The sequence below is a fragment of the Cellvibrio sp. QJXJ genome (assembly GCF_024452345.1).
In the GTDB taxonomy this organism is placed as follows: Bacteria; Pseudomonadota; Gammaproteobacteria; order Pseudomonadales; family Cellvibrionaceae; genus Cellvibrio.
In genome coordinates this window covers 907398-932706 of record NZ_CP101662.1, presented here as the reverse complement: position 1 = coordinate 932706, position 25309 = coordinate 907398, and the positions used below count along the sequence as shown (strand labels likewise).

18 protein-coding genes are annotated in these 25309 nt (G+C 48.0%); 7 read left to right on the top strand and 11 right to left on the bottom strand.

All coding sequences use genetic code 11. The annotated features are described in order from the left end of the window. Positions 1-129: 129 nt before the first annotated feature. Positions 130-540 (top strand): hypothetical protein, encoded by a 411-nt coding sequence (locus NNX04_RS03985; protein ID WP_040391702.1) that lies wholly within the window; start codon positions 130-132, stop codon positions 538-540. Positions 541-672: 132 nt separating this feature from the next. Here NNX04_RS03985 and NNX04_RS03980 read toward each other — a convergent pair whose 3' ends face one another. Continuing rightward, positions 673-1395, bottom strand: coding sequence for a phosphoadenylyl-sulfate reductase (locus tag NNX04_RS03980; RefSeq protein WP_261947595.1), 723 nt, complete (start codon positions 1393-1395; stop codon positions 673-675). A gap of 171 nt (positions 1396-1566) precedes the next feature. Here NNX04_RS03980 and thrH point away from each other — a divergent pair, with 171 nt between their 5' ends. Next, positions 1567-2184: a bifunctional phosphoserine phosphatase/homoserine phosphotransferase ThrH gene (thrH, locus tag NNX04_RS03975; protein ID WP_151057696.1), complete on the top strand. Its 618-nt coding sequence runs from the start codon at positions 1567-1569 to the stop codon at positions 2182-2184. Positions 2185-2429: 245 nt separating this feature from the next. Here the strand turns inward: thrH and NNX04_RS03970 are convergent, their stop codons facing one another. The 8 genes from NNX04_RS03970 to NNX04_RS03935 all read right to left on the bottom strand — a co-directional run bounded on the left by NNX04_RS03970 (position 2430) and on the right by NNX04_RS03935 (position 15206). Then, positions 2430-5417 (bottom strand): Tn3 family transposase, encoded by a 2988-nt coding sequence (locus tag NNX04_RS03970; protein WP_261947594.1) that lies wholly within the window; start codon positions 5415-5417, stop codon positions 2430-2432. A 135-nt stretch (positions 5418-5552) separates the two neighbouring features. Continuing rightward, complete coding sequence (locus NNX04_RS03965) at positions 5553-7595, bottom strand: heavy metal translocating P-type ATPase (RefSeq protein ID WP_261947593.1); 2043 nt, start codon at positions 7593-7595, stop codon at positions 5553-5555. 55 nt (positions 7596-7650) lie between these two features. After that, positions 7651-8067, bottom strand: coding sequence for a hypothetical protein (locus NNX04_RS03960; protein ID WP_261947592.1), 417 nt, complete (start codon positions 8065-8067; stop codon positions 7651-7653). Between the two features lie 111 nt (positions 8068-8178). Next, positions 8179-11298 carry an efflux RND transporter permease subunit gene (locus NNX04_RS03955; RefSeq protein ID WP_261947591.1) on the bottom strand — a complete coding sequence of 1040 codons (3120 nt, stop codon included), beginning with the start codon at positions 11296-11298 and terminating at the stop codon, positions 8179-8181. Between the two features lie 10 nt (positions 11299-11308). After that, on the bottom strand, positions 11309-12340 hold the full coding sequence (locus NNX04_RS03950) for an efflux RND transporter periplasmic adaptor subunit (RefSeq protein WP_261947590.1): 1032 nt from the start codon (positions 12338-12340) through the stop codon (positions 11309-11311). Beyond that, positions 12337-13611 carry a TolC family protein gene (locus NNX04_RS03945; protein ID WP_261947589.1) on the bottom strand — a complete coding sequence of 425 codons (1275 nt, stop codon included), beginning with the start codon at positions 13609-13611 and terminating at the stop codon, positions 12337-12339. The genes NNX04_RS03950 and NNX04_RS03945 overlap by 4 nt, the downstream gene beginning before the upstream one ends. 99 nt (positions 13612-13710) lie before the next feature. Next, complete coding sequence (locus tag NNX04_RS03940; RefSeq protein WP_261947588.1) at positions 13711-14091, bottom strand: hypothetical protein; 381 nt, start codon at positions 14089-14091, stop codon at positions 13711-13713. Between the two features lie 107 nt (positions 14092-14198). Beyond that, complete coding sequence (locus NNX04_RS03935; protein ID WP_261947587.1) at positions 14199-15206, bottom strand: site-specific integrase; 1008 nt, start codon at positions 15204-15206, stop codon at positions 14199-14201. Between the two features lie 202 nt (positions 15207-15408). On the opposite strand from NNX04_RS03935, the gene NNX04_RS03930 reads away from it, so the two are divergent. Next, positions 15409-16461 carry a DNA-binding protein gene (locus tag NNX04_RS03930; RefSeq protein WP_261947586.1) on the top strand — a complete coding sequence of 351 codons (1053 nt, stop codon included), beginning with the start codon at positions 15409-15411 and terminating at the stop codon, positions 16459-16461. A gap of 258 nt (positions 16462-16719) precedes the next feature. Here the strand turns inward: NNX04_RS03930 and NNX04_RS03925 are convergent, their stop codons facing one another. Further along, positions 16720-17472, bottom strand: a complete 753-nt coding sequence (locus NNX04_RS03925) for a dienelactone hydrolase family protein (RefSeq protein ID WP_261947585.1) — start codon at positions 17470-17472, stop codon at positions 16720-16722. Between the two features lie 168 nt (positions 17473-17640). Further along, complete coding sequence (gene pabB / locus NNX04_RS03920) at positions 17641-19080, bottom strand: aminodeoxychorismate synthase component I (RefSeq protein ID WP_261947584.1); 1440 nt, start codon at positions 19078-19080, stop codon at positions 17641-17643. 156 nt (positions 19081-19236) lie between these two features. Here pabB and NNX04_RS03915 point away from each other — a divergent pair, with 156 nt between their 5' ends. From NNX04_RS03915 to NNX04_RS03900, 4 genes are all read left to right on the top strand, one after another. Then, on the top strand, positions 19237-19863 hold the full coding sequence (locus NNX04_RS03915) for a DUF4230 domain-containing protein (RefSeq protein ID WP_007641193.1): 627 nt from the start codon (positions 19237-19239) through the stop codon (positions 19861-19863). A gap of 21 nt (positions 19864-19884) precedes the next feature. After that, positions 19885-22671 carry a DUF2339 domain-containing protein gene (locus NNX04_RS03910; RefSeq protein ID WP_261947583.1) on the top strand — a complete coding sequence of 929 codons (2787 nt, stop codon included), beginning with the start codon at positions 19885-19887 and terminating at the stop codon, positions 22669-22671. 161 nt (positions 22672-22832) lie between these two features. Then, positions 22833-24239 carry a DUF3999 domain-containing protein gene (locus NNX04_RS03905; protein ID WP_261947582.1) on the top strand — a complete coding sequence of 469 codons (1407 nt, stop codon included), beginning with the start codon at positions 22833-22835 and terminating at the stop codon, positions 24237-24239. Positions 24240-24271: 32 nt separating this feature from the next. After that, positions 24272-25183 (top strand): STM4504/CBY_0614 family protein, encoded by a 912-nt coding sequence (locus NNX04_RS03900; protein ID WP_261947581.1) that lies wholly within the window; start codon positions 24272-24274, stop codon positions 25181-25183. Positions 25184-25309 lie beyond the last annotated feature (126 nt).

Below are 25309 nucleotides of genomic sequence, written 5' to 3'. Positions count from 1 at the left end.
GCCAATATCGATGAACAATTAGCATATCGATAGACAACTCATAACGAGGCTCCTATGCTCAACACTTGCTACTCAGTGCGAGGTGGCCTGAGTATTTGGCAATTTTTTGACTTAAAAAAGGAGTGAGTTATGGCGGTTTCTAAAATCAAGTTTGTAACCATTGTTGGTGCGCGTGGTGGGAGTTCCTCCAATCAGGATCTCGAATTAACGGTCATGGGAAGTAATTGGGAGTCTGTCAGTGGCCAGCAGCCCGGCGCAGTTAAAGAAACTATTATTGATTTACCTGAGCCAGTTTCAATAAATGACTTCAGTTTTAACTTTTTTGATATTTATGCAAGTTCAATGAGTGCAGGTTCATCCTGGCTGTTACTGGAATCCATTTATATTATGGATGCCAGCCCTGGTAGCCCGAGCCAATTATTATTGGGGATTCCCAATTGGCCCAAAAATCTGTGGCTCTGTAATGAGGTTCAATCGATTAGCGGCGGTTACGTAGTGACAGGTTGTAATTTGGGTGTTATCGCTAAAATGTCTAACTAGATTTTCTTTTGCGCTGAGTTTTTCTTTTGCCCCCCGTTTGTTCGTAAATAAATACCCTAAAGTAAAACGCCCGATTTTTTAAACCGGGCGTTTTTTTAGGTCTTAATTTTAAAATGTTCCATTCACAAGCGGTTACTTCACATTGCCCGCATGTAAACCACATTCTTTTTTAGTGGCTTCTTCCCACCACCAGCGACCTTCGCGTTCATGTTGGCCGGGTGCAACGGGGCGGGTGCAGGGCTCGCAACCGATGGAAATAAACCCACGCTCGTGCAATTCGTTGTAGGGCACTTCGCACATACGGATGTAATCCCACACTTCTTTGGATGACCAATTAGCCAGCGGGTTGAACTTGGTCAGTTTGTCGCCAGGGCGGGCAAACAGTTTGTCGTCTTGAATGACAGGAATTTCCGCGCGGGTAGGGCTTTGGTCTTTGCGCTGACCGGTAATCCAGGCATCCACTGTCAGCAATTTTTTACGCAGCGGTTCAATCTTGCGAATACCACAGCACTCTTTGTGGTCGTCCTCATAGAAACTGAACAGGCCTTTCGCTTGCACCAGTGCGCGCACGGCGTCGCCATCGGGTGACACTACATCGATCTTAATGCCGTAGTGTTTGCGTACCTTTTCGATAAAACGATATGTCTCGGGATGTAAACGGCCGGTATCCAGGCAAAACACCTGTACATCGGGGCGATAGTTGCGCGCCATTTCGATCAGCGCTACATCCTCGGCACCGCTGAAAGAAATCGCGATATTCTCGAATTGGCTCAGGGCGTATTTGATGATTTTCTGGGGGCTTTCCTGCTGCAACTTGGCTTCAAGATCAACAAGATTGATTTGGCTATCGGTCATGGTGGCTACTCACGGTCATTCTTTTTAAGAGGCAGTAAGGATACCAGAGGCGCCGCCTCCAGCCCAAGTAATGCACGGTATTCAGGTTTGCTTTAGCAGGGTAAAAAGGGTAGATTGCCGCCACTCTTTTTACCCCTAATAGCTTGATTATTAACCGTCTTGGAGGTTGTTGTGGAATTAGCATGTCTGGATTTGGAAGGTGTATTGGTCCCCGAAATTTGGATTGAATTTGCGAAAGTGACCGGCATTGAAGAGCTTAAAGCCACTACCCGCGACATCCCTGATTACGATGTATTAATGAAGCAGCGCCTGCGCATTCTGGAGCAACACAACCTCGGCTTAAAAGAAATTCAGGACGTGATCGCCACTCTCAAGCCGCTCGAAGGCGCCGTTGAGTTTGTGGATTGGCTGCGCGAGCGCTTCCAGGTGATCATCCTCTCGGACACGTTCTATGAATTCTCCCAACCGCTGATGCGCCAATTGGGTTTCCCAACACTGTTGTGTCACCGTTTGAACATAGATGAGCGCGGCATGGTGGTTGGCTACACCCTGCGTCAACGCGATCCAAAGCGTCAATCTGTATTAGCGCTGAAAACCTTGTACTACCGTGTAATCGCCGCTGGCGACTCGTACAACGACACCACGATGTTGGGTGAAGCGGATCAAGGCATTCTGTTCCATGCACCGCAAAATGTGATCGACCAATTCCCGCAATTCCCGGCGGTACACACTTACGAAGATTTGAAGAAAGAATTTATCAAAGCGAGTAATCGTGAACTGAGTTTGTAATTAGGGCTTTAATCGCTATAACGCAAAAAGGGGCAATCATTCATATGATTGCCCCTTTTTATTGCTGTTGATTGAGTTCTATCAAAGGCGGTGCCCACTGCTGTTTTGTGGCGCCAACACCCAACAAAAACATCCCTTTGAGGAGGATAATAATCAGTGCTCCGATAACCAGTTCAGTAAGAGGTCCGGCCGGTAAAAGCGTTGGATTTAGCCACTTCAAGTGTAACCCACTGATAATTATCGATTTAATCAACTAACAATTCGAATGTCATGGGCCTGACTTGTTTGGTCAGATCCACCTCAAAACTTCCCAGTCTGCCCAAATGTTCCGTATGGTACGGTGAGAATGCAGCCATATGCTCGCGAGTGATATTGTGCCCTTCTGACTTCAGCTGATTGAACACTTCTGTCATCGCGTTTACGTTATAGAGAATCGCAAAGTTTGCCAGCAAATGGTTGTATTTGACGATCTTGCTCTGTTCGTGCTTCAAGTTGGCGGGAATTTTTCCGCCATTCGCAAAAAACAGCCAGCGGGCAAACTCATTAAATTCCTCACTCTTACAGGTCGCTGCCTGGATCGTTTTTCGCAGGTCAACGTCCGTAATGTATTCCAGCAAAAACATGGTTCTGACCACGCGGCCAAGCTCCCGAAACGCAAAATACAGCTTGTTTTTCCGGTTTTTTGTGCCAAACCGACGCAATATCGTTGATGCGGTAATTTTCCCCGCTTTAACAGACATGGCTGTTCGCATCATATCGGCATAATGTTTTTCAATGAGTTCCCACTTGATCGGTTCCTTAAACAAGGACTGTATATGCTTGAGCACCATGGTGCGATCAGACTTGTAGAAGTTGAGATCTTTAATGTTCCGGATGCGCGGCATGAGCTTAATTCCCAGCAAAAGGGCCAAGCCAAAAACCGGAGTGGATTGTGCCTGTGTATCGCCATGGACAGTATCCGGATTAAAGTCAGACTCGTCGTTAAGCAGACCGTCCAGAATATAAATGGCTTCGTAGACACCACAGGGAATAAACCGGCTGAACAGGGCAATGTACGTATCCGAGACATGGTAATAGGCAATACCACCGTAGCTGCCATAACGAATATGATATTCCGATAGTAAATTATCTTCGTAGAGATCCCAGAGCTTGCCATCGGCGGACACGCTATTACCTGACCCCCAGCATTCTATTAATCGGTATTTTTTGTACGCGTTATTGATTTTTGCAATTGCCTTATCGAGACGCGCTTCAGTGGTGCGCTTTAAATTAAGCCACGCTACCTGTTTGCGAGAAACACCCTGTACAGAACGCACGGTTTCGGTGGGGCCAATATTGGTACCATAACAAAATACAGTCAGAACAAAACGTAACACGGGGTCACTGATGCGTGATTCAAAACCCGACAGTGGGCCAAACTGTTTGTTCAGATTTAGCCATTTTTCGACATTGATAATCACATCGAGCACGTTGATTTTTTCCAGCCTATCTCGCAATAGCGCTCCAATTTCTTCGATTTCTGGAGATGGTTGATCCGGCTTTCGCTTGCCAATAACAAGATTCCCGTTTTCAATGCGAACCAATTCATCTTCCGGAAACTGGCTGTCTGCTTTATGGCAGCTCGCTTCCATGGCATCCTTCAGGGTCCTTGCAAATTCTACGTCGCCATCCACGAGTCCCACCTCCTCGCAATAAGCCGGTAGTTGCGCCTCGTATTCTTCCCAAGTGATCATTTGCTCGCGGTAATCATCGAAGGTCTCACTGTAGGGGATGAACAAGTCGCCGGTACTGAGCTCTTCGGCAATTCGCTCAAACACACACAGCTCGAAACACATTTTATTGACCTCCGTCACGTGTGCTGATTTGGTCGATTTTCCAGTGACCAATTTCCACCAGTTTTCTCTCACCCAACGAATGTTAATGATGGTCCCAGCCGATGAATCGTTGGGATCATTTTGAATAGATAGGAACTCTGTGCGGCGTTGTTTATGTTTCAAAATAAACTGGAAGGCGTTCAGTAAATCCTTGTCCTCCGTAGCCGATGCGAGATTGAGTATTTCAATCGTGCGAAACAAGGTAGATCGCTGCTTTTTGTAAAGTTGCACCATGAACGGCAAGTAGTTGTTGCCCGCAAACGCCATATATTGTTCACACATGTGCAGCAACTGATCGCTGTTCTTGCCGAGCACCGGATCAAAGGCTGTCACCGATTCGGGTTTATCCAGATACACCCTGACCGTTCCCGACAACACCGAAATCAAATGATCGGTTTGCTTTTGATGGTCACTCAGGTATTTCTCCAACAGTTTCTGCGCCGAACGATCCATCTTTAACAACAGCTTCATAAATATGTCGGCTGCGTTATCCAGCGTTCGCGCGTATTGGTGCCGGATCAGGACGATGACGAGCGCAAGCCGCTTATTGAGTTTGAGCTTCACGAGCTCAGCGTAGTCCAGGGCTTTGGCCTCATCAATGAACTGCTGGTGTTTGACTGGGGGCAACCCCAAATCCGTGGGCAGAAGCGTTTGCAGGGACGTCAACCATTCCAGGTATTGGATGTACGCATGGATGTTGCGAGGAGTTAATCGTTTGGGTTCACTCTTCAGAGTGCTCCAGCCAAAACCACTCAGCCCTGTACTGACGCGAAGAATATCGTTGATACGCTGCCGACTTTCGTCCGTTAAAAATCCACATAATTGATCGTAGTATCGGGTATTTACCTCCGCCCTGGCTGCCTGGCATATTCGCTCAAGCACGCTGTATGCCGGGAGTTCATAACGCTCCTTGACCAAATACTCCAAAGTAACATTGATGATGTCCGGCAGCGCTTCTTTGGTCGTCGCCGCATCCTGCGCCCAAACCTGTGCCAGCTCGGATGTTTTGATCGTATCGTAGGCTTTTATGTTGAGATGACGTCGAACCAATTTTACATGGCGATCTTTCGATCCTGAGGTGTAATAGGTTTGTAGATCGTTGAGTGTCACCCGGGAACGACACTGGTTTTTGATGTGTGCGATGATAACCTTTGGTATTTCACCCAGCGGAACAAAACGACCCAATCGCTGCGTCGTTTTTAGTTGAATCAGCAAACCCAGGAATGAGGCGCTGGTGCGCTTACAATGACGAAGAGCAAATTCCAGATCTTCGGCCGTGGGCGTGTAAACATCCCCCAATTCGTTTGGGGTGATGTCTGATTTTATGCGTGGGTAGGCTGTTTGATAAATAGCTGCCATCAGCTCATTTCTCTTCCTAATGGTTATCTAATTATGGAAACGGAACCTACGATTGAATCAACGACCACCGGTGTCTGACGAAATAAAGTGTTCTACAATGATCTTTTGATGGAGCGCCGCCATACCCACACCTAATCAAAACTTCATTCGCTGAATTCGCACCGCGTTAAAAATAGCCAGCAATGCCACGCCGACATCGGCAAAAACCGCCTCCCACATGGTTGCCAAACCGCCTGCACCTAATATCAAGACTATTGCCTTTACACCGAAGGCAAGGGAAATGTTTTGCCAAACGATACGTTTGGTTTGTTTGCCGATGGCAATGGCGGTGGGAATTTTGCTGGGTTTATCATCTTGAATGACAACGTCGGCTGTTTCGATTGTTGCATCGCTGCCGAGGCCACCCATCGCGATACCGACATCACTGAGTGCAACCACCGGTGCGTCATTAACGCCGTCGCCTACGAATGCAACGGTTTCATTTCGCGCTTTGATTTCTTTTACCTTGTTAACTTTATCTTCTGGTAGTAAGTCGCCAAAGGCATTGGTGATACCTAATTTCTGTGCGACAAATTGCACTACAGAACTTTTGTCACCGCTAAGCATGGTGATGTTAATGCCCAGTTTTTTCAGTGTATCTACCGTTAATTGCGCATCCTCTTTTATGCTGTCAGCAATCGTGATGTAACCTGCGAACTTATTATCGTAGGCGATAGCAATGACGGTATACACAATTGAGGCCGGATCAATATCGTAAGCGACGGCGAATTTATCGAGCAACCTGAAATTACCTACCAGTAACGCTTTGCCATTCACGTCTGCTTTCAATCCATGACCCGATATTTCTTCAACATTATTTAATGTAATGCTGCTGTCGATATCACCTACAAATTGATGAATGGCGGTTGCTACCGGATGCGTACTCTGGCTTTCCAGCGCATTGACCATTTTCAGGATTTCATCGCGATTGAAATCAGGTTTGAGGTTGACCTCCTGTACTTTAAAGACACCTTCCGTCATCGTGCCGGTTTTATCCATCACTACGTTTTGAATGGTAGAAATGGTGTCCAAAAAGTTACTGCCTTTGAATAAAATACCGTTTCTACTGGCTGCGCCTATGCCGCCGAAATAGCCAAGTGGAATACTGATGACCAATGCACACGGACAGGAGATTACCAGGAAAATCAACGCACGGTACAACCACTCACTGAATACATAAGTCTCCACAAATACATATGGGACCACACAAATCGCAACGGCCAAAGCAACCACAATAGGTGTGTATATTTTGGCGAATTTTCGGATAAATAATTCGGTAGGTGCTTTCTGTGCAGAAGCGTTTTGTACTAACTCTAAAATTCGGGACAGTTTGCTGTCGGTGTAGGCAGTGGTCACTTTGACTTGTGACACGGCGTTGAGATTAATCATGCCCGCCAACACACTATCACCTTTGGTTTTTGTGTCGGGTTTGCTCTCGCCGGTCAGAGCGGCGGTATTAAATGAGGCGGTTTCGGATAGGAGCTCACCATCCAATCCTAATTTTTCACCTGCTTTGAGTTGGATAATATCGCCAATGCTGACAGTCTCTGCCTTCAGGGTCATCGCTTGATTATTTCGCAATACGGTTACTTCGTCGGGGCGTTGATCAAGCAGTGTTTTGATATTGGTTTTCGCTCTTTTTACTGCCAGGGTCTGGAACACTTCGCCCACCGAGTAAAACAGCATCACAGCAACACCTTCCGGATATTCGCCAATCGCAAAAGCGCCGATCGTTGCAATGCTCATCAATAAAAATTCAGAAAACACTTCACCTTTGGCGATGCTCTCAACGGCCTCTTTCAACACTGGCAGGCCGACCGGTAAATAGGCGGCAACGTACCATCCAATACGTAACCAGCCAGTAAACCAGGTTTGTGGAAAATAATTATCCAGCACTATCGCCATAAGCAGTGCAACGAAACTCAGTGCAGCAGGCAGAAATAGCTTGATATTGCTACCGCCATCGCTGGCATGATCATGACTATCATCATCGGTATGCTGATCTTGATCGTCACCGGAACAACTACAGCTTTTCGAAGGGCTATTTTTTATTAGCACATCTGCTTTGTTATTTATTTTTTCCTCTTCTGTACAACACAGTTGTTTTCCCTGTTCATCATATTGGTGTGTATGTTCCATAGCGTTTCCTTTACTTGAAAAAACGATAAAAGTTGAGGCGTCAATTCACAAAAAATCAGTGAGCCTCATGCGGCTTTTTTTGATAGCTGGCTTTAATAATCAATGTCTGCGGGTGGATATCATTGATCACTATTGAAAAATAACCCGCGCGTCGGGTATTCGGCTTGAAGTGAAGATGGCAGGGAGAATAATCTGTGACGATGGTTTTTAATAACACGCCTTGAGTGTCGAATACCTGAAATTGTATTTGACCGCACTTCACATGCACTTGCTTGTGTTCGGGCCAAACACCGCCGCTCAAGGTAAGGGTTCCCTTATCAAATTTGGCCGCCGCTTTCAGAAGGCTCAAGTGATGCTGCCGAAGTTCCCCATCCTCAAACGCGACTTCAGGCAAAATCACTGATGATGATTGGCAGGCAGTCAGTAACATCCCAATCGATAGCAAAATGATTAATTTTTTAAAAGTAGTCATAGTCAATGCTCCTGTGAAAAAACCGGTTGATGACCGGGCAATGTGTAGCCCGGCCATCGGCTTTCATCTGATCGGCGCAATTAGCGCCAAACTCTGAGCCTCCGAAGAAAACTAATTCTTTGGCTTGGTCGCGCTAAATTTGCTATGAAGCCAGTGATATAAAACGGGTAACACAAACAATGTCAGCAGCGTCGAGGAAATAATCCCGCCGATAACAACGGTCGCCAAGGGGCGCTGGACTTCTGCACCGGTTCCCGTGTTCAGTGCCATGGGTACAAAACCAAGACTTGCTACCAATGCGGTCATTAGAACCGGACGTAAGCGAACAAGTGCGCCTTCGGTCACAGCCAACATCAAATCCCCTTTTTCATGCCAGAGATCACGAATAAAAGCCAGCATGACGAGGCCGTTGAGTACGGCTACCCCGGAAAGCGCAATAAAACCAATACCTGCCGAGATAGACATCGGCATATCTCGAATGGCTAGCGCCAGCACACCACCCGTGAGAGCCAAAGGCACGCCACTAAAAATAATTAACGCGTCTTTTAGCGAGCCAAACGCCATGACGAGAATGCCGATGATAAGTAGCAATGTCAGTGGCACCACAAGAGACAGGCGCTTACTGGCTGATTCGAGTTGTTCAAATGTTCCGCCATAATCCAGCCAATACCCTGCGGGCATATCCACCTTGTCAGCAATTTGCGCTTTAACATCTTGCACAAAGCCGCCCAAATCGCGACCGCGTACGTTTGCGGTCACAACCACTCGGCGCTTGCCATTTTCCCGGCTAATTTGTGCAGGTGCGGGAGAAATGTCGATAGTGGCTACTTCAGCGAGTGGGACATAATCGCCGTTAGGCAGTGGCACCGGTAAAAACTTGAGCTTCTCGACATCGCGCCGCACAAGTTCAGGTAATCGAACAATGAGTTCAAAGCGCCGATCACCCTCATACAATATGCCCGCACTTTCACCGCCAATGGCAGCGGCGACCCAATTTTGAAGTGTTGATACATTCAATCCATAGCGACCCAACGCGCTTCGCTTCGGAATAATTGAAAGTGTCGGCAAGCCCGTCACCTGTTCAACGCGCGCATCGGCCACACCTTCTATCTGGTTCAAGGCTTCGAGTATGTCGTTAGCGGTCAGCACCAGTTGATCGAGGTCATCGCCAAACACCTTGATTCCCAGGTCGGCTCTGACGCCCGAAATGAGTTCGTTGAACCGCATTTGGATGGGTTGGGTGAACTCATAATTATTACCGGGTAATTCCTCAAGCGATTTTTCCATTTCCTCAACCAACTGCTCTTTGGTCTTATCGGGATTGGGCCATTCGGATCGAGGCTTTAAGATGACGAAGTTATCGGCAACATTCGGGGGCATTGGATCGGTCGCAACTTCGGCAGTGCCTATGCGTGCAAAGACTTTATCTACTTCCGGAAACGACTTGATGCGCTGTTCGAGAACTTCCTGCATTTCGACCGCTTGTTCGAGGCCGGTACCGGGGATGCGCATGGCATGTAACGCGATATCGCCTTCGTTAAGTTGCGGAATAAATTCGGATCCCAGCGTTGTGGCAAGCCACGTGCAAATGATGACAAGACCGGTAGCTCCGCCAATCACAAACCAACGGAATTTAAATGCCAGCAACAATAGAGGCTTATACATTTGCTTCGCACTGCGAATGGCAACGCCTTCTTGTTCACTGATTTTCCCGCTTAAAAAAACCGCGACCGCAGCTGGCACAACTGTGAGGGATAGAACCATTGCTGCGACAAGTGCCATCACGACCGTTGCGGCCATGGGGTGAAACATTTTGCCTTCCACGCCGGTGAGGGAAAAAATCGGGATATAAACAACGGTGATGATCGCGACACCAAACAGACTGGGTCGAATAACTTCGGAAGTCGCCTCGAAAACCACGTTTAAGCGTTCGCGCAGGCCAAGAGCGCCTTCGCGTTGAGCGTGGGATAAACGTCGGATAGCATTTTCCACGATAATCACAGTGCCATCGACGATGATCCCGAAATCCAATGCCCCGAGGCTCATCAAGTTTGCGGACACCCCGGTGTGTACCATGCCGGTTATGGTGGCAAGCATTGATAACGGGATTACTGCTGCTGTAATCAGTGCTGCGCGCAAATTTCCAAGTAACAGGAAAAGCACCACAATCACCAATAAGGCGCCTTCCAGAAGGTTTTTACTGACCGTTGCAATGGCTTTATCAACTAAAGCCGTACGATCATAAACGGGTGTCGCAATAATGCCATCCGGGAGTGAGGCTTGAATGTCAATCAGCCGTGCTGCTACGTCTCGCGCCACCGTGCGTGAGTTTTCTCCGATGAGCATCATGGCCGTACCCAGCACGGTTTCAACACCATCCTGGGTTGCTGCACCGGTTCGAAGCTCTCTCCCGATAGCGATTTCTGCTACATCACTAATTTTGACAGGAACAGAATCCTGCTGCGCAACAATGACGTTGGCGATGTCATCCAAGGTTCCCAATTGGCCGGGCGAGCGCACCAGTAATTGTTGCCCATTGCGCTCGATGTAACCTGCACCACGGTTATCATTATTGGATTCAAGCGCTTCAACCAAATCTTCCATCGACACCCCGAAGTGCAGGAGTTTCTGTACATCTGGCGTAATGTGGTATTGCTTGTTATAGCCACCAATACTGTTTACCTCTACCACACCCTTTACCTGCGCCAACTGGGGTTTGATTATCCAGTCTTGAATTTCACGCAAGGCGGTAGAATCGTAAGGCTTACCGTCTTGTGTTCGCGCATCGGGAGCCGCTTGAACGGTATACATAAAGATTTCACCCAAACCTGTCGAGATGGGTCCCATTTCGGGTTCCATACCGGTGGGCAACACACTTTTCATCGATCCCAGTTTGGTGTTGATGAGGTTCCGGGCAAAGTAGATATCGGTACCTTCATCAAACACCACGGTAACCTGTGATAAACCATAGCGGGATAACGACCGCGTATAGGACAGGTTGGGTAACCCTGCCAACGCGGTTTCTATCGGGTAGGTAATCCGCTGTTCGGCTTCTAACGGCGAGTAACCTGGTGCAGCGGTATTAATTTGCACCTGGACATTGGTGATGTCGGGCACCGCATCAATAGGGAGTTTTTGGTAACTCCAAAACCCGATGCCGACGATTAATAAAACAAAACTTAAAAACAGATAACGCCGCTCGATGGCTAAGCGTAGTAGTGAATCAATCATGCTACACCCCTTAGTGTTCGTGCTCGGCTTCAGATTTTTCGATGTCAGCTTTAATGAGATAGCTGTTTCGGGTTACGTACTCTGTATCTGGTTTCAGGCCAGATATGACCTCGGCATAGCTGTCATCTTTTCGGCCCACGATCAAGGGGATAAATTCGTATTTATTACCGTGTTTGACAAAAACCCCGGTGCGCCCTCCCAGGATTTGCAGAGCATCTATTTTTACCGCTACGTCTACGTTAAATTCATCGATAACAATACGTCCTTCTGCCATTGAACCTGGAGAGAGCATGGATAGGTCGTTGCTTAGTTTTGCGCGCGCAATGAGATACGGCTGCTCGTCACCTGCCGGGAGGAGGTGCTCAATTTTTGTTTTAACTTTTTGCTCGCCTATGCTCAGAAAAACTTCTTGCCCGATAGCAACAGAGGAACGTTGAGAGGGGAAAATACGCAACTCGGCCCACAAGTTGTCGAAGCTCGAAATTGAAAACAGTATTTGATCTCCTGTCACCTCGCCCGAATTAGCGTGCCGTTGCACAATCATCCCGGCAATGGGTGCGCGGATACTGTATTTCCTCAAACTCTCGTTGGCTTCAACTTCAGCCAGAAGATCACCGGCTGCCACTGTCTCACCAATAGTTACCTGTACCGACGTTACAACACCGGAAAATCGTGCACGCACATGGCTGGTTTGTTCGGGAGCTGTGGTTAATCGCCCATAGGTAAGAATGGTTTGATGAAGTGTTTGTTCTCCAGAGCGTTCCGTCACAATACCCACAGTTTGTGCCATGGCGTCTTCGATTTGACTGGTTCCCTCTTCATCTTCGTGCTTCTCATCGTTCCCATGGCCATGTGAACCGGACTCTTCTGTGTGTTCATCCTCTTGATGTTGGTGATCGTCGCTCTTCGTTGCTGCACTGGCCATATAAATATCGGCCAAAAACATCACCAATAGCAGTGCCAAAATTAAAACCACGCCCGGAGCGGATTTCAGCAAATTTTTGGATGAAGGTTTCGTTAGATGTTTGTTCGATGTTTTCATGGGTTAACCTCAAAATTCTGTTCGTTCAGGGGGGAGCCAATCATTCGCTCCAACTCAATACGGGTTTCCTGCATGCGGGCAGCGGCCTCTACCAAGGCTTGCTGGGCATCCAGCAATTGGCTTTGCGCAAGGTTTAATTCCAGATAGCTGTAGCGCCCCCGGTCAAATGCATTGGCAGTACTGCGCATGGCTTTTTTTAGCGAAGGAAGGGCCTCGTCACGCAACACATTGACTTCATCAATCGCTTGCCGATGGGCCTCATAAGCGGAGATAAGCTGAGCCTCTAATTGCACTCGCGCGCTGTCTCGTTCGAGTTCAGCACTTTGTTGATTGGCATTAGCGGTTGTGATTGCGCCACCGGCTCTACTGCCTGCACCTAAAGGCATGCTCAAGCCAAGCACGACAGCGGAATCCTCGGAAGCCTGAAGACGACGAACGCCCGCACTCCATTCCAGGGAGGGGCGTCGTTCGCTACGCGCTTGTTGCACTTCGGCTATGCGAACATCTACTTCTTTGGTTAATTGTTCCAAATCCGGATTGCCCGACAGCTTGCCCAACAACGTCGGCAACGGCATTGCCGTTGGAACCGCATAAAGATCGGCTTTTACCGCTGTAAAATCCGGCGAGGAATCTGCCCAATAAGCGCTGAGTTTGACTCTCTCACTGCTGACTATTTGTCGGGCTTGTTGCAAGGCAATTTTGGAGCGCGCCAGTGCGGCGTTTCCGCGCAAGAGTTCACTCTCTGCTGTACCGCCTGCCTGAACCTGCCTGGTCAGTGAGCTGAGGGTTTGCTGGATTAACTGGTGCGCCTCTTCCTGTAACGCCAGTTGTTCTTGCGCAGCCAGTAATTGAATGAATTGATGAGTCACCGCTGTAATCACATCCAACGTCAGTAGGCGTTGGGTAGATTGCAGTTGCTGTTGGCGGGCGGTAACGAGATTCATGCGCGCATCGCGCTGACCACCCAACTCAATAGCGGATGACAATGAAATGGTCAGTTCGCTGGCATCGGTACCGCTAAATTCGCCGGTACCTGCGACATTCTCAAGGTCAGCGCTGATGCGATACTCGGGCCGCAGCGCGGCAGTTTGTTTTTCTCCGGCCAAGGCATTGACCTTAAAGGTATAGCCCGCCAGTTGAGGATTTTGTTGCAGGGTTGCCCGGACTGCCTCACTCAACGTGAGTGTTGATTGTGCAGCTGAGGACGCCGCATAGGCACTACAGGTAATGGCAATAACCGAGACGGTTAATGCCCGATGGATAAATTGCATAGAAAGCTCCAGCCATATAGGTATTTCCCGGCGCAGCACGTGGAAGCACAATGGAAATACTCGAATTACCCCTGTCAAAAAAAGGGGCGTTATGGGTAATCAGGCTGGAGTGACGGGAGGCGCGCGCGGCGGCGGGCGTAAACCTACAATGCGACGTGGGTGGGCGGTTTGAGAAGCAGGGAAGAAAAATGCGGATCGAGGCAATACCAAAAACACAAACATGGCAACCAGTAATAGCGCCAATGTTGCATCGAATTTCAGCAGTTTGGCGACCACTGATTGGGATAGATCGATATCCATATCAACATGTGCACTGTCTGCATCATGTTCTTCATGGGTATCGATATTGTCGAGATGAATGGAAATTGGTGGTTCCTGGCCATCAAAGCAATAGTGCCCGTGCACGCCGGTCCAGCTGGTCATCAGCCAAAGCAGCAGTGTCAGAAGCACAAATGTTTTATAACCGGAACGAATTCTCACCTGTGGGGCACCTGATAGTGAAGCTCATTGAGGATATAGCAATCTGTTTGTCATAGCCACCGACCCAGTCCAGAGATACCCTGGACTGGGTCGGTGGCTATGCAATCTCACGGAATGACGATAAATTGAGTCATTTTTTCCATCAGCGTGAGCGCGGCATTATCGGAAAACTGCTGGCCCTCCTCGATGTATTCCCACACTGTTGCGTCACTTTTCCATCCGCCTTGCTTTTTGATTAACTCAAAATCTATCCGCTCCCTTGCCGCCGATGTGGACAGTCCACGCCGAAAGCTATGACTACTGAGGTCTGGAAGAAAGTCGAATTGACAAGCTTTGCCCAGATTTTTAAGCAAATCGTTAATTGCTCCTGGGTTCAGCGGCTTTGTTTGGACCTGACTCCATCGGTTGACCGGCCTGAAAAGTGGACCGTTGTTGATACCGGCAATGTCCACCCAATCCTTAATGGCTGTAGCAGGACAGCAGCCCTTTGTGCCAAAAGGCAGGGCTCGGGTTAGCCCCTGCATCTGCTGGTCGGTTTTGGAGCGAGGCAAACGGATAATCAGTCCTTCCGGTTCCCACACAAGATCCCGTACCTGAATCGAAACCAGCTCGCTGCGGCGAAACGCCCCAAAAAACCCGGTTAATATCAATGCAATATCACGGTATTTTTTTTGATTATCGGGTTGTTGTCGCAGGTGATTTACCATTTGCGCAATGTGCTCCAGTCGCAGCGCTTTGGCTTTACGTTTTGGCTGTCCATGGGTACGGCGAATCCCATCCATGGTTTTGCGTACGAGGAGATCGTGTGCTGGATCAGTTAATCCCTGGTGATGGTGCCATTGGCTAATCGCAGTGAGGTGAAGATCTAAAGTTCGGGAGTTTAGTGATTCGGCTTTAGCCAACAGATAGCGCACGACAATGTCCCTATCTGTGGGCAAACGTCCGCCCCATCTTTCAAATTGCCGGATGGCAGAACGATAGGCCTTACGAGTGTTTTCAGACGTGGCCATCTGAAGATAATGACGGAGCGAATCTGATTCCGTTCGCGCAATTGGGCTCGGCTCCTCGTTACGAAATGACAAATCATTAGCGATTACTGGCGGTTTGATGTTCATGAGCTGAGTTCCTGACGGAGCCGCGGGAAAGGCGGTTATGTACTGATATTACATAGGGAAATTTTGATTGATCAGTTTAACAAGCGATAACATTCATTATCGAAGGTTATGTTTAGCAATTCAAGTTGTATCAAAATAGACAAATATAATGTAATATTATGTAATACGTATTACGTTACTAAATAATCTAAGAGGAACTACAATGGCCCGTGCAGGAGTGACTTACTATGATGTTACTAAAGCCGCAGAAACCATCAAAGCCGGGGATCAAGAGCCCACGGTTGATCGGGTGCGCGAGCAACTGGGTACGGGGAGCAGAAGCACCATCGCTCCGTTATTGAAGCGCTGGCGGTCAGACAACGACGGTGATGCCGAGGTCAGTGGACTGCCACATGACTTGGTGGACGTAGTGAAATCCCTGCACGAACGGGTGCAACAAATGGCCGACCAACGCATCGAGCAGGCCCGGCAGGAATTTGAAACGTTGAATGACGAACGTCAGGAGCGACTAACCGAAGCAAACAGCACCCTAGTGCAGCTGTCTTCGCGGCAGCAGGACATGGAAAAGCAGATAGAACTGCTTAACGAAGAAAAACGTCAGCAAAGTCAGTCTCTGGAAGATACCCGAGTCAACCTTGCCAAGACGGAATCCCAGCGGGATGAAGCGATCACACGATTCACTGAATTGAAAGAAACCGTCACTGAGCTTAGGCAGGAAAACCGGGACATTCGCGATCATTTTGAGCACTACCAACAGCGCACCGCCGAAGACCGTCAACAGGAACGCGATCAATTCCGAGCGACCAACCAGCAGTTGCACGATCAAGTCCACAACCTCCAGGGCCAGCTCACTCAAGCTGCGTCAAGAGAATCCGGACTGTCTGATGCAAACGCGAAGCTCCAAAGAGCAGTAGATGAACTTGAGCAGACTAACGCTTCCCTAAGCAGTGAAGTAAGCCGAAAAATTGAGGATATTCAAAGCCTGACACGTAATGCTGAAGAAGCCTCGAAAGGGATGCGAGAATACCAACATAAAAATGACGAGCTAACTGAAAAAGTGGCAGTGATTACGAGCATGAAAGCAGAAGCGGAGAAAAACGTGGCCGTATTATCGCAAGCGTTGGAAGATGCCAATACCAGACTCAAAGCCTCCCAAGATAAAGTGGAGCTTCTGTCCGACGAGAACAAGGTGATTCTTCTGGAAAAAGCCGTGATTCAAGGGCAGTTTAAACAGCTCCAAAGTTCTTTGCCGTAGGCAGGGGTCGGTCACCTAAATAATGAAGTATATCAATAAGTTATCTGCGAAGTGGCTAAATTCAACGCTTTTACCGGCCGGACCTCAGTAAGGATTTTGTTGTTCTTTTGAGTTGGTATTTTCATCGTAACTCCAAGGTGAATCAGGTGTTTTAACGTTTAGTTCAATACCCACTTCACTTGGACGATCATCTAATGATCTTGTTACAAAATATTATGGTTGAGCCATAGCGTGACACCTCTTTTGTCACTATGGCTACTAGTACAGCACTCGCTTAAACATGCCCAGTGCTGTTTGATAACCCCACAGCTGCAACTCTGCATCGTATCTCTCGCCTTCATCGCGCATAAAAGCATGCACACCATTAACCTCATGCCAAGTGAAGTTCACTCCCTTCGCAACCAGGTTGGCATAAACTTTTGCGCGCCCCTCCGGCGGAATATGCGGGTCTTGTTTGCCCCAAATCATCTGCAATTCCCCTTTAATTTCACCGGTGCGAGTCAGGCTTTCATTGCCGGGGTTGGAGGGTGTTAAGCCGGAGTGAATATCCGTTGCATAAAAACAGCTAGTGGCCGCGATGGCCGGGTTGATGGCCGCGCGATACGCCAAACCACCGCCCAAGCAAAAACCCATAGCGCCGATTTTGCCGGAGTAATAATCCAGTGTTTGCACGTAATCGATCATCGCCTGAGTATCGCTGTCGTGTGCTTCCAGGGTTTTGGCGACTTTATCGGCGTTGCCTTTATCGCGGCCGGCATCGTCATAACCCAGTACGGTACCGATGGGGTTTAACTCATGGAACACTTCCGGAACAATCACAATAAAACCGTGGCCCGCCATAATTTGCGCGCTGCGACGGATCGGAGAGGTCTGTTGGAAAATTTCGGAGTAAAGAATAATCGCAGGGAATTTTTTACCGGCGGTTTCGGGGGTGTTTTTGGGGTGATAGACATAGCAGCGCATAACACCGGTAGGGGTGTTCAGGTCGACTTGATGGTCCTGGATAAGCATTATTTTCTCCTCTATTGATGGGGTAGATGTTTTGCAATTGGCACTGAGTTTTCGGAATTCGGACTCTTCTTTCAAAACCCTCAAGTCAGGGACGACTTGAGGGAGCTACAGGGATGTATTCATGCGTTTTTGAAAGAAGAGTCCGTGTTTCGAAAACGGGCTTCAAATTTAAGAACCAAACTCTTTTTCAAGTGTATCCATCAGCACTTTTACTTTAGCGATGGACTCGCGGTATTCCTGTTCGGTTTCTGAATCTGCAACTATGCCGCCGCCGCCCCAGCAGTGGATTTTCTCGCCGTCACAAACCAAGGTACGGATGGCGATGCTGGTATCCATTTGGCCGTCGGCACTGATGTATCCCAGGCTGCCGCAATAAAGCGAGCGGCGGGTGGGTTCCAACTCTTCGATAATCTCCATGGCGCGAATCTTTGGTGCGCCAGTAATACTGCCGCCGGGAAAGGCATCGCGCAGCAGGTCGAGGGCGGTGGCATTGGGGTTTAACTCGCCGGTCACGGTACTCACCAAGTGATGCACATTGGCAAAGGTCTGCAGTTCACAGAGTGTGGGTACCCGTACTTGCGCGTTGTGTTTGCTCAAATCATTGCGGAGTAAATCCACAATCATCACATTCTCTGCGCGATTCTTCAGGCTGTTTTGTAGCCATTCGGCATTGGCGACATCCTCTTCGGGAGTCGCGCCGCGTTTGATCGTTCCTTTAATCGGCTTGGTTTCAACGCACTTATCACGTACCTGAATAAACCGCTCGGGCGATAAACTCAGCACCGCACCAGCCTCCAATTGCATAAAACCCGAGAAGGGCGAGGGCAGTGCAGCGCGTAATACGCGATAAGCAATAAACGGGTCACCACTGAATTCAGCGCTAAAACGTTGGGCAAAATTGACTTGATAACAATCCCCCGCACGAATGTAGTCGTGAATTTTGGCCAGTGCTTGTTGGTATTCTTCTACTTTAAGATTGCTTTCAAACTCACTGATTTTGAACGATTTTTGATCACTCTTAATGCAATTTATAGCTTCGTGGAACGCTGGGTTTTTAGCGGCTAAGGCGCAGAGCTGCTCGATTTCCAAAAAGTTATAAGCACCGCCAAGCCGTTGACCCAGCTCAGTGTTGATGACTAAACAAGCGGTTTTATGCTGGTGATCCTGAATAATCGCCCAAGGGTAAATGCCGACCGACATATCCGGCAGCGCTATGTCATTTCGAGCAAGATTAGGCATGGTTTCCAAACGGCGGCCGAGGTCGTAACCAAAATAGCCAAGTGCGCCGCCAATAAAAGGCAGGTCGCTATTTGAGTGTTTGGGTAATTGATCGACAGGTAAAAATTGCTTGAGCAGATAAAACGGATCCAGTGCAGATTCGTCTGTGCGCCCATCACCGTAACGAATGGATGTGTTCGCGCCACGTGTTTCCACCAAGCACTGCGGCGCAGCGGCGATAATATCAAAGCGCCCATACGTGCTCTGCGGGCGGCCGGAATCCAGCCAGACAGCATGTGGTAAATAGCGCACCAGAGCGAACCAGTGGGCCGAGTCTGGTTGATAAACAAGCGGAATAATGTGAGGTGTTGTGGCAGTAAAGTCGGGCATGGAATCTCGTCGGGCTATGCCGTTACGGGGGTTGCATTCTACCTTATCAAGCCTCGGCTGCGGCAATTAGACTTTGACGCCAAGCCCGTTTAAGCTGCTGCGACTTCGAGTGTGCTTTTGTCGCTGACAAGTGTTTGTTAATTAAGGACTAACCTGATGGATTTCCTCGTTTTTATAGTGGCCATGTTGATTGGCGGGGTTGCAGCCTGGCAGGCATTTAGCTGGTACTACGCCAAAAAGTTTAAACCTGCTAAGCAGGACGTTGCTGCTGAATCCTTTGTGCTGTTGGAGCGGATCGAAAAGGTGTTTAAGGTGGTATTAGCCGAAGGTTATTTCACCGAAATATACGATCACAAATCCAAAAAAGATTTCTTTGGCATTTTCAAAACTAACAGCAAGGCCTTGGTCGTCGCTAAAGCAAAAGTATCGGTAGGTTACGATTTTGCCAAAATGCGTTTTCGTCGCGATCACCAAAGCCGCACGCTGGTTATCGAGCACTTTGCCGACCCTGAAATTATTTCTATCGATACCGATTACAAGTTCTATGACATCAACCAAGGCTTGCTCAATAAGTTTGATAACGAGGATTACACCGAAATTCTCGCCGAAGCCAAAAAGCTGATGCAGGACAAAGCGCAAGCGAGCGATTTACCCGAAATTGCGCAAAAACAAATTCAATTAATGATGCAACAACTCTGCGCGTCCGTCGGTTGGCAGTTGGAGCATGAAAAGGTATTGGAACCGCTGAAAACGGTACAAGTCCTTGTTGATGATAATAAATAAAAATACACGTAAGGAATTTCTATGGTTTTACTGATTATTTTCACCTTGGTCGGGATGGGCTTGGGTGAAGCGGCATTTTATGAAAATGGTTGGCTGATTGGCGGCGCGCTGGGGTTTTTGATCACCAAAATCATTCAACTCAGCGGTCAGGTTACGCGCCTTCAACGCGATGTAAAACAACTGCAATCCCCGCCGATTCCACCCGCGCCGATTGCGCAACCTGTTACTGCACAGTCGGTGTCGGTAGTGTCGCCTGTTAATGCAGAGCAGGAGCCGCTGCAACAAGCTCCGCAACACCAAACTCTGCTGGATGAGCGCTTAAAGGAGCATGGTATTGAGTTGCCGCCGGCGCAACCGCAATTGCCGCCACAAACTGCCGCACGTCAAACAACAGTGCCGCAATCACAAACTGTTTATCAACCCGCAGCGGCGCGCTATGAGCGCCCGCCTCGCCAGCCCAATGCAGCGGAAAAAGCCGCTGAAAAACTGCAGCAATATCTCAAGGATTTTTTCACCCAAGGCAATCCTATTGTGCGTATCGGCATGGTAGTGATGTTTTTTGGTTTGAGTTTTTTAGTAAAGTACGCCGCGAACCAAGGCATGTTTCCGCTGGAATTACGCATGGCGATAGTGGCTGCCATTGCATTGGTGTTAATTGGGCTCGGCTGGAAAACCCGTGACCGTGAGGGTGGTTACGGGCTGGTATTGCAGGGCGGTGGTATTGGTGCGCTGTACCTCACGGTATTTGCGGCGGCCAAAATGTATGCACTGATGCCTACTGGTGTTGCGCTGGTATTAATGCTGATTATTGTTGCGCTGGGTGTGCTACTCGCTGTTATCCAAAATGCACAAGTACTGGCGCTAATGGCCACCGCTGGTGGTTTTCTTGCGCCCATTCTCACCTCGGACGGTTCCGGGAATCATGTCGGGCTATTTAGTTTTTATCTGCTACTTAACCTCGGCATTCTCGCCATTGCCTGGTTTAAAACCTGGCGCTTGCTCAATTGGGTCGGCTTTGTTTTTACCTTTGTCATTACCTCGCTCTGGGGCGTGCTGAAATACGAGCCGCATTTATATGCCAGCACCCAACCGTTTTTGCTCGCATTTTTTGCGCTTTATTTAAGCGTATCGATTTTATTCTCACTCAAACAACCGCCCAACTTAAAAGGTTTGGTGGATGGCAGTTTGGTGTTCGGTTTGCCGATTGTCGGTTTTGGTTTGCAAACCGCGCTGCTTAAACACACTGAATACGGCTTGGCGATTAGTGCATTAATTCTGGCGATAATTTATATCACGCTGGCGCGCGTGCTCTGGGCAAAATACCAACAAACCCATCGTGTATTGATTGAATCATTTATTGCCTTGGGTGTGACCTTTGCCACGCTCACCATTCCGCTGGCGTTAGACGCGCAGTGGACATCTGCAACTTGGGCCCTGGAGGCCGCCGGTTTAATTTGGGTCGGTTTGCGTCAGCAGCGATTGCTACCGCGCTGTGCCGGTTATTTGTTGTATATCGCAGCGGCGGTGTCATTACTGATTGACGGTATTAGTGCTGGTTCCTTGCCCATTATTCGCGGTGATTTTATCGGCTTGCTGATCCTGTCTGTCGCCGCGCTGGCGATTGCCTTCACTGCAGATCGTTTTATTTCCGTGCTGCGCTCAAGCGAAAAACACCTGGCATCCGTTGCGCAAATTATTGCGTGGCTGTGGTGGTTGCATGCGGGTTATATGGAGTTAAGTGCCCATGTGGCGGGCGAGCAACATTTTGCCGCGCTGATTGGTTTTTTTGCCGTCTCCGTTGCTGGTGTAATGGGGTTAAGTAAAAAATTAAGTTGGCCGTCACTGGCGTCGCTCGGTTTTTGGTTATTGCCTTTAACGTCACTCTGGGCGCTGCGTAATTTTGGCGAAGGCTTATTTATCGGTTTTGGCGTTTATCCCTCGCAGGGTTGGGGTTTACTGGCGCTTGGTTTATTTATTGCGGTGCAATATCGCTTTTTATGGAGCCGCCGCGAATTGTCATCCGGCGGTTTATTAAGTGTGTGGCACATTTTAAGCGCGTGGTTTTTATTCACGCTGGTGTATTGGGAGGCAAGTCACTGGCAGGGTGTTATGCAATGGTATGGCACCAGTGCGGCGGTATTGTGGTTTGCGTGTTTGGTTGTGCCCTTGGTTGCGCTGTTGTATTTCACACCTAAATCCATTTGGCCGTTTGCGGCTTATCCGGCGGATTATAAAAATTATATTCCTGCGCCGTTGTTGCTGTTATTACTTGGTTGGTTTGTTGTTGCTTCACATTATTCCGGTATCACCAATCAATTTTATTTACCCATACTCAACCCGCTGGATTTAGCACAAGCCGCTGTATTAGCGATTGTTGCTTATGCCATTAAGCGCGGCTTTATTAATTTGCACACAGCACCCGCCGAGTTGCGCTACGGCTTGCTCGGTGGTTTGGGTTTTGTGTGGATTAACCTGGTGCTGCTACGTGCAATTCACCATTACGCGGCTGTGGACTATGTCGCCGCAGTAATGTGGGATTCTGCCATCGTACAAATGTCGCTTTCCATTTTGTGGGCGATTTGCGCGTTGGTAGTTATGAATATTTCCCGCCGTCTGCAAGAACGCAAACTCTGGATGCTCGGCGCTGGTTTACTCGCCCTGATAGTCGCAAAACTATTCCTGAAAGATTTAAGCGGCGCAGGTACCTTGGCAGGTGTTGTGTCGTTTATGGCCGTGGGTGCATTAATGTTACTGATTGGTTATTTATCACCGATTCCGGCGAAAGCAAAAGCGGTAGAGCCTGAGTAAACGCACTCCGAAATCGTTTGCGATTAGGGGCTTTGTTTCGAAAACGCATGAATACATCCCTGTAGCTCCCTCAAGTCGTCCCTGACTTGAGGGTTTCGAAACAAAGCCCCTAACAGCAAACTTATACTCTGCCAATGTGCGATTTGTATAAGAGGTAAAAAATGAATTTCGTTAAAAAGTATCTAACAACAATTGCAATAGCACTGGGTTTTAGTGCGGTATGTAGTGCTGAAATAATACCCGTATATAAAATTGACGCTGCCACTGGCAGCTATGTGCAAACTACCTTAACCCACGATATTTATCGCTACAGTGCCGATACACAATTAAAAGATTTAATCGTTACCGATCAACAAGGCAATAAGCTGCCGTACCGCATTAGCGCGCCGGATACAAAAATCAGCGTGCAAACGCAACAAACGCCTGTGCGTTATTTCCCGGTGCCGGTCGGTGCATCGCCAGAAACTTTGTTGATATTAAGCAGCGCCTCTATTCGTTTGGCGGATAACGAAATTTCCGTCAGTGTAGAGAAGGGCAACAACCCCTTAGCGGAAAACCAAACTGCCGCTACCGATTTTTATGTGGTGGATTTGAGCGATGTAAGAACCCGTGTTGACAGCTTGGCTATTCTTTGGCCGATTAACGAGGCGCATCAATATCTGGAAGTGGAGGTCAGTGGCACCAATGATATGACCAACTGGACACCTATCACCAACACCACACTGGTGCAATTGCAGAAAGAGGGCGAGTATTTAACGCGCAATAAAATCGCGCTAAACCTGAATGAAATGCAATATGCCTATTTGCGCTTAAAATTTACGCGCGGTGGCGACAATTTAAAACTCACCAGCGTTCATATTGAAAATACCGATAAAATTGCCAACGCACCCACCGCTGACACCTGGGAAGTGCAGGGAGCCTTGGCAGAAAAACAAAGCTCTGCTTTGCATGGCGAACGCCACAACAATAATTCAGCGGTCGCCGCATGGGAATTTACCCGCGACGATATCGCTCCGGTTAGTCAAGTGAGCCTGAATTTAGGCAATATTCAATACGGTGATCGCCTCAATGTTTTTTCCCGTCGCAGCAGCAAACAACCGTGGCAATTAGTGCATCAAGGCATTTGGTTTAACGCCCAAGTCGGTAGCGAATGGGAGCGCAGCGATGCCATCAGTATTTACAGCAATAGTGATACTCAGTGGCGTGTTGAACTCAACGAATTAGTGCGGACCACACTCACACCCGCGCTGGTCTTTCACCGCACCACACAAACCTTACAATTTATCGCCAACAACACCGCCCCCTACAATATCGCCATAGACAACCAAACCACCACCGACCACCAAGCCGTTAGTGCGCAAATATTTTCGCAACTTATGGCAGGGAAAGACGTGCAATGGGAATCCGTAACCGCAGAACCCCTGAACCCTAATCTTGGTTCCTTCGCCCGTCACCAAGTAGATATCAATTGGAAAACCATTTTGTTTTGGTTTGTGTTGATTAGTGCGGTGGGTGCGTTGGTGTGGGTAGCGGTGAGGTTGGTAGGGCAGATTAATAGCAATAATTAGATCGTAGAATTTATCACGGGAGCTGAAAATATATGTCGATTATTGATGTTTTTTCAAAAAGGCAGAAAAAATACAGAGGCGAAGTTTCTGATGTGTATCAGTACGATAAAATTCCAAATACTCTACGTGTTCAGTTAATTCATATTGTGCGCGATACAATAGGAGTTAATACCCATAATTCCTATGAAGCGTATAGGCAGATTCATAAAGTGCTCTGTAAAGAATATGGTGTGTTTTCATTGCTTCCCTCTGCAAGAGATGACTTTGAGGCGATTTATGATTTCTTTCTAAAAGAAAAAGATGTTGAAAGATGTTTGGATGTTATTGAGTTAAGCATTAGGTATATCGACGGCTACGTGAGGAAAAACTATTATCAGTTTCCTCAAATGCAAAGTCCTGATGATGCGATTGAAGAATTGAACTTGAGATTTAAGGAGTCCTCTGTTGGGTTTCAGTATGTATCAGGTGAATTGATTAGGGTTGATTCTCAATTTTTGCACTCCAATGTAGCAAAGCCTGTACTTAATTTGCTTGGTAGCGAGGAAATGTACCTAGGAGCAAATGATGAATTTTTGTCAGCATTTGAGCACTACAGGCACAAACGATACAAGGAGAGTATGAATGAGTGCTTGAAATCATTTGAGAGCGTAATGAAGGCCATCCATGATAAATATACTTGGCCTTACGGTAAGGGTGATGCGGCACAAAAATTAATCAATAGTTGCCTGGCAAACCAACTAATACCTGACTATCTGCAAACGCAGTTCTCTTCAATCAAAGGCCTATTGGAAAGCGGAACACCTACAGTTAGAAACAAGGAGTCCGGCCATGGACAAGGTGCTGAAATTAAAAGTATTCCTGAGCATTTTGCAAGTTATGCACTGCATTTAACTGCCACAAATTTACTGTTTTTAATAGAATGTGAAAAGAAATTTACTCCATAAAAGTGGTTTCAATTAAAAATCTATTCTTCGTAGGGCCGCTACATTGTCATGTTGGGCTTCGTTCCTCAGCGCCAACCTACGTTCGATATATAAATTAAGTGTGTAAGTATTCGTTGTTAAATAAAT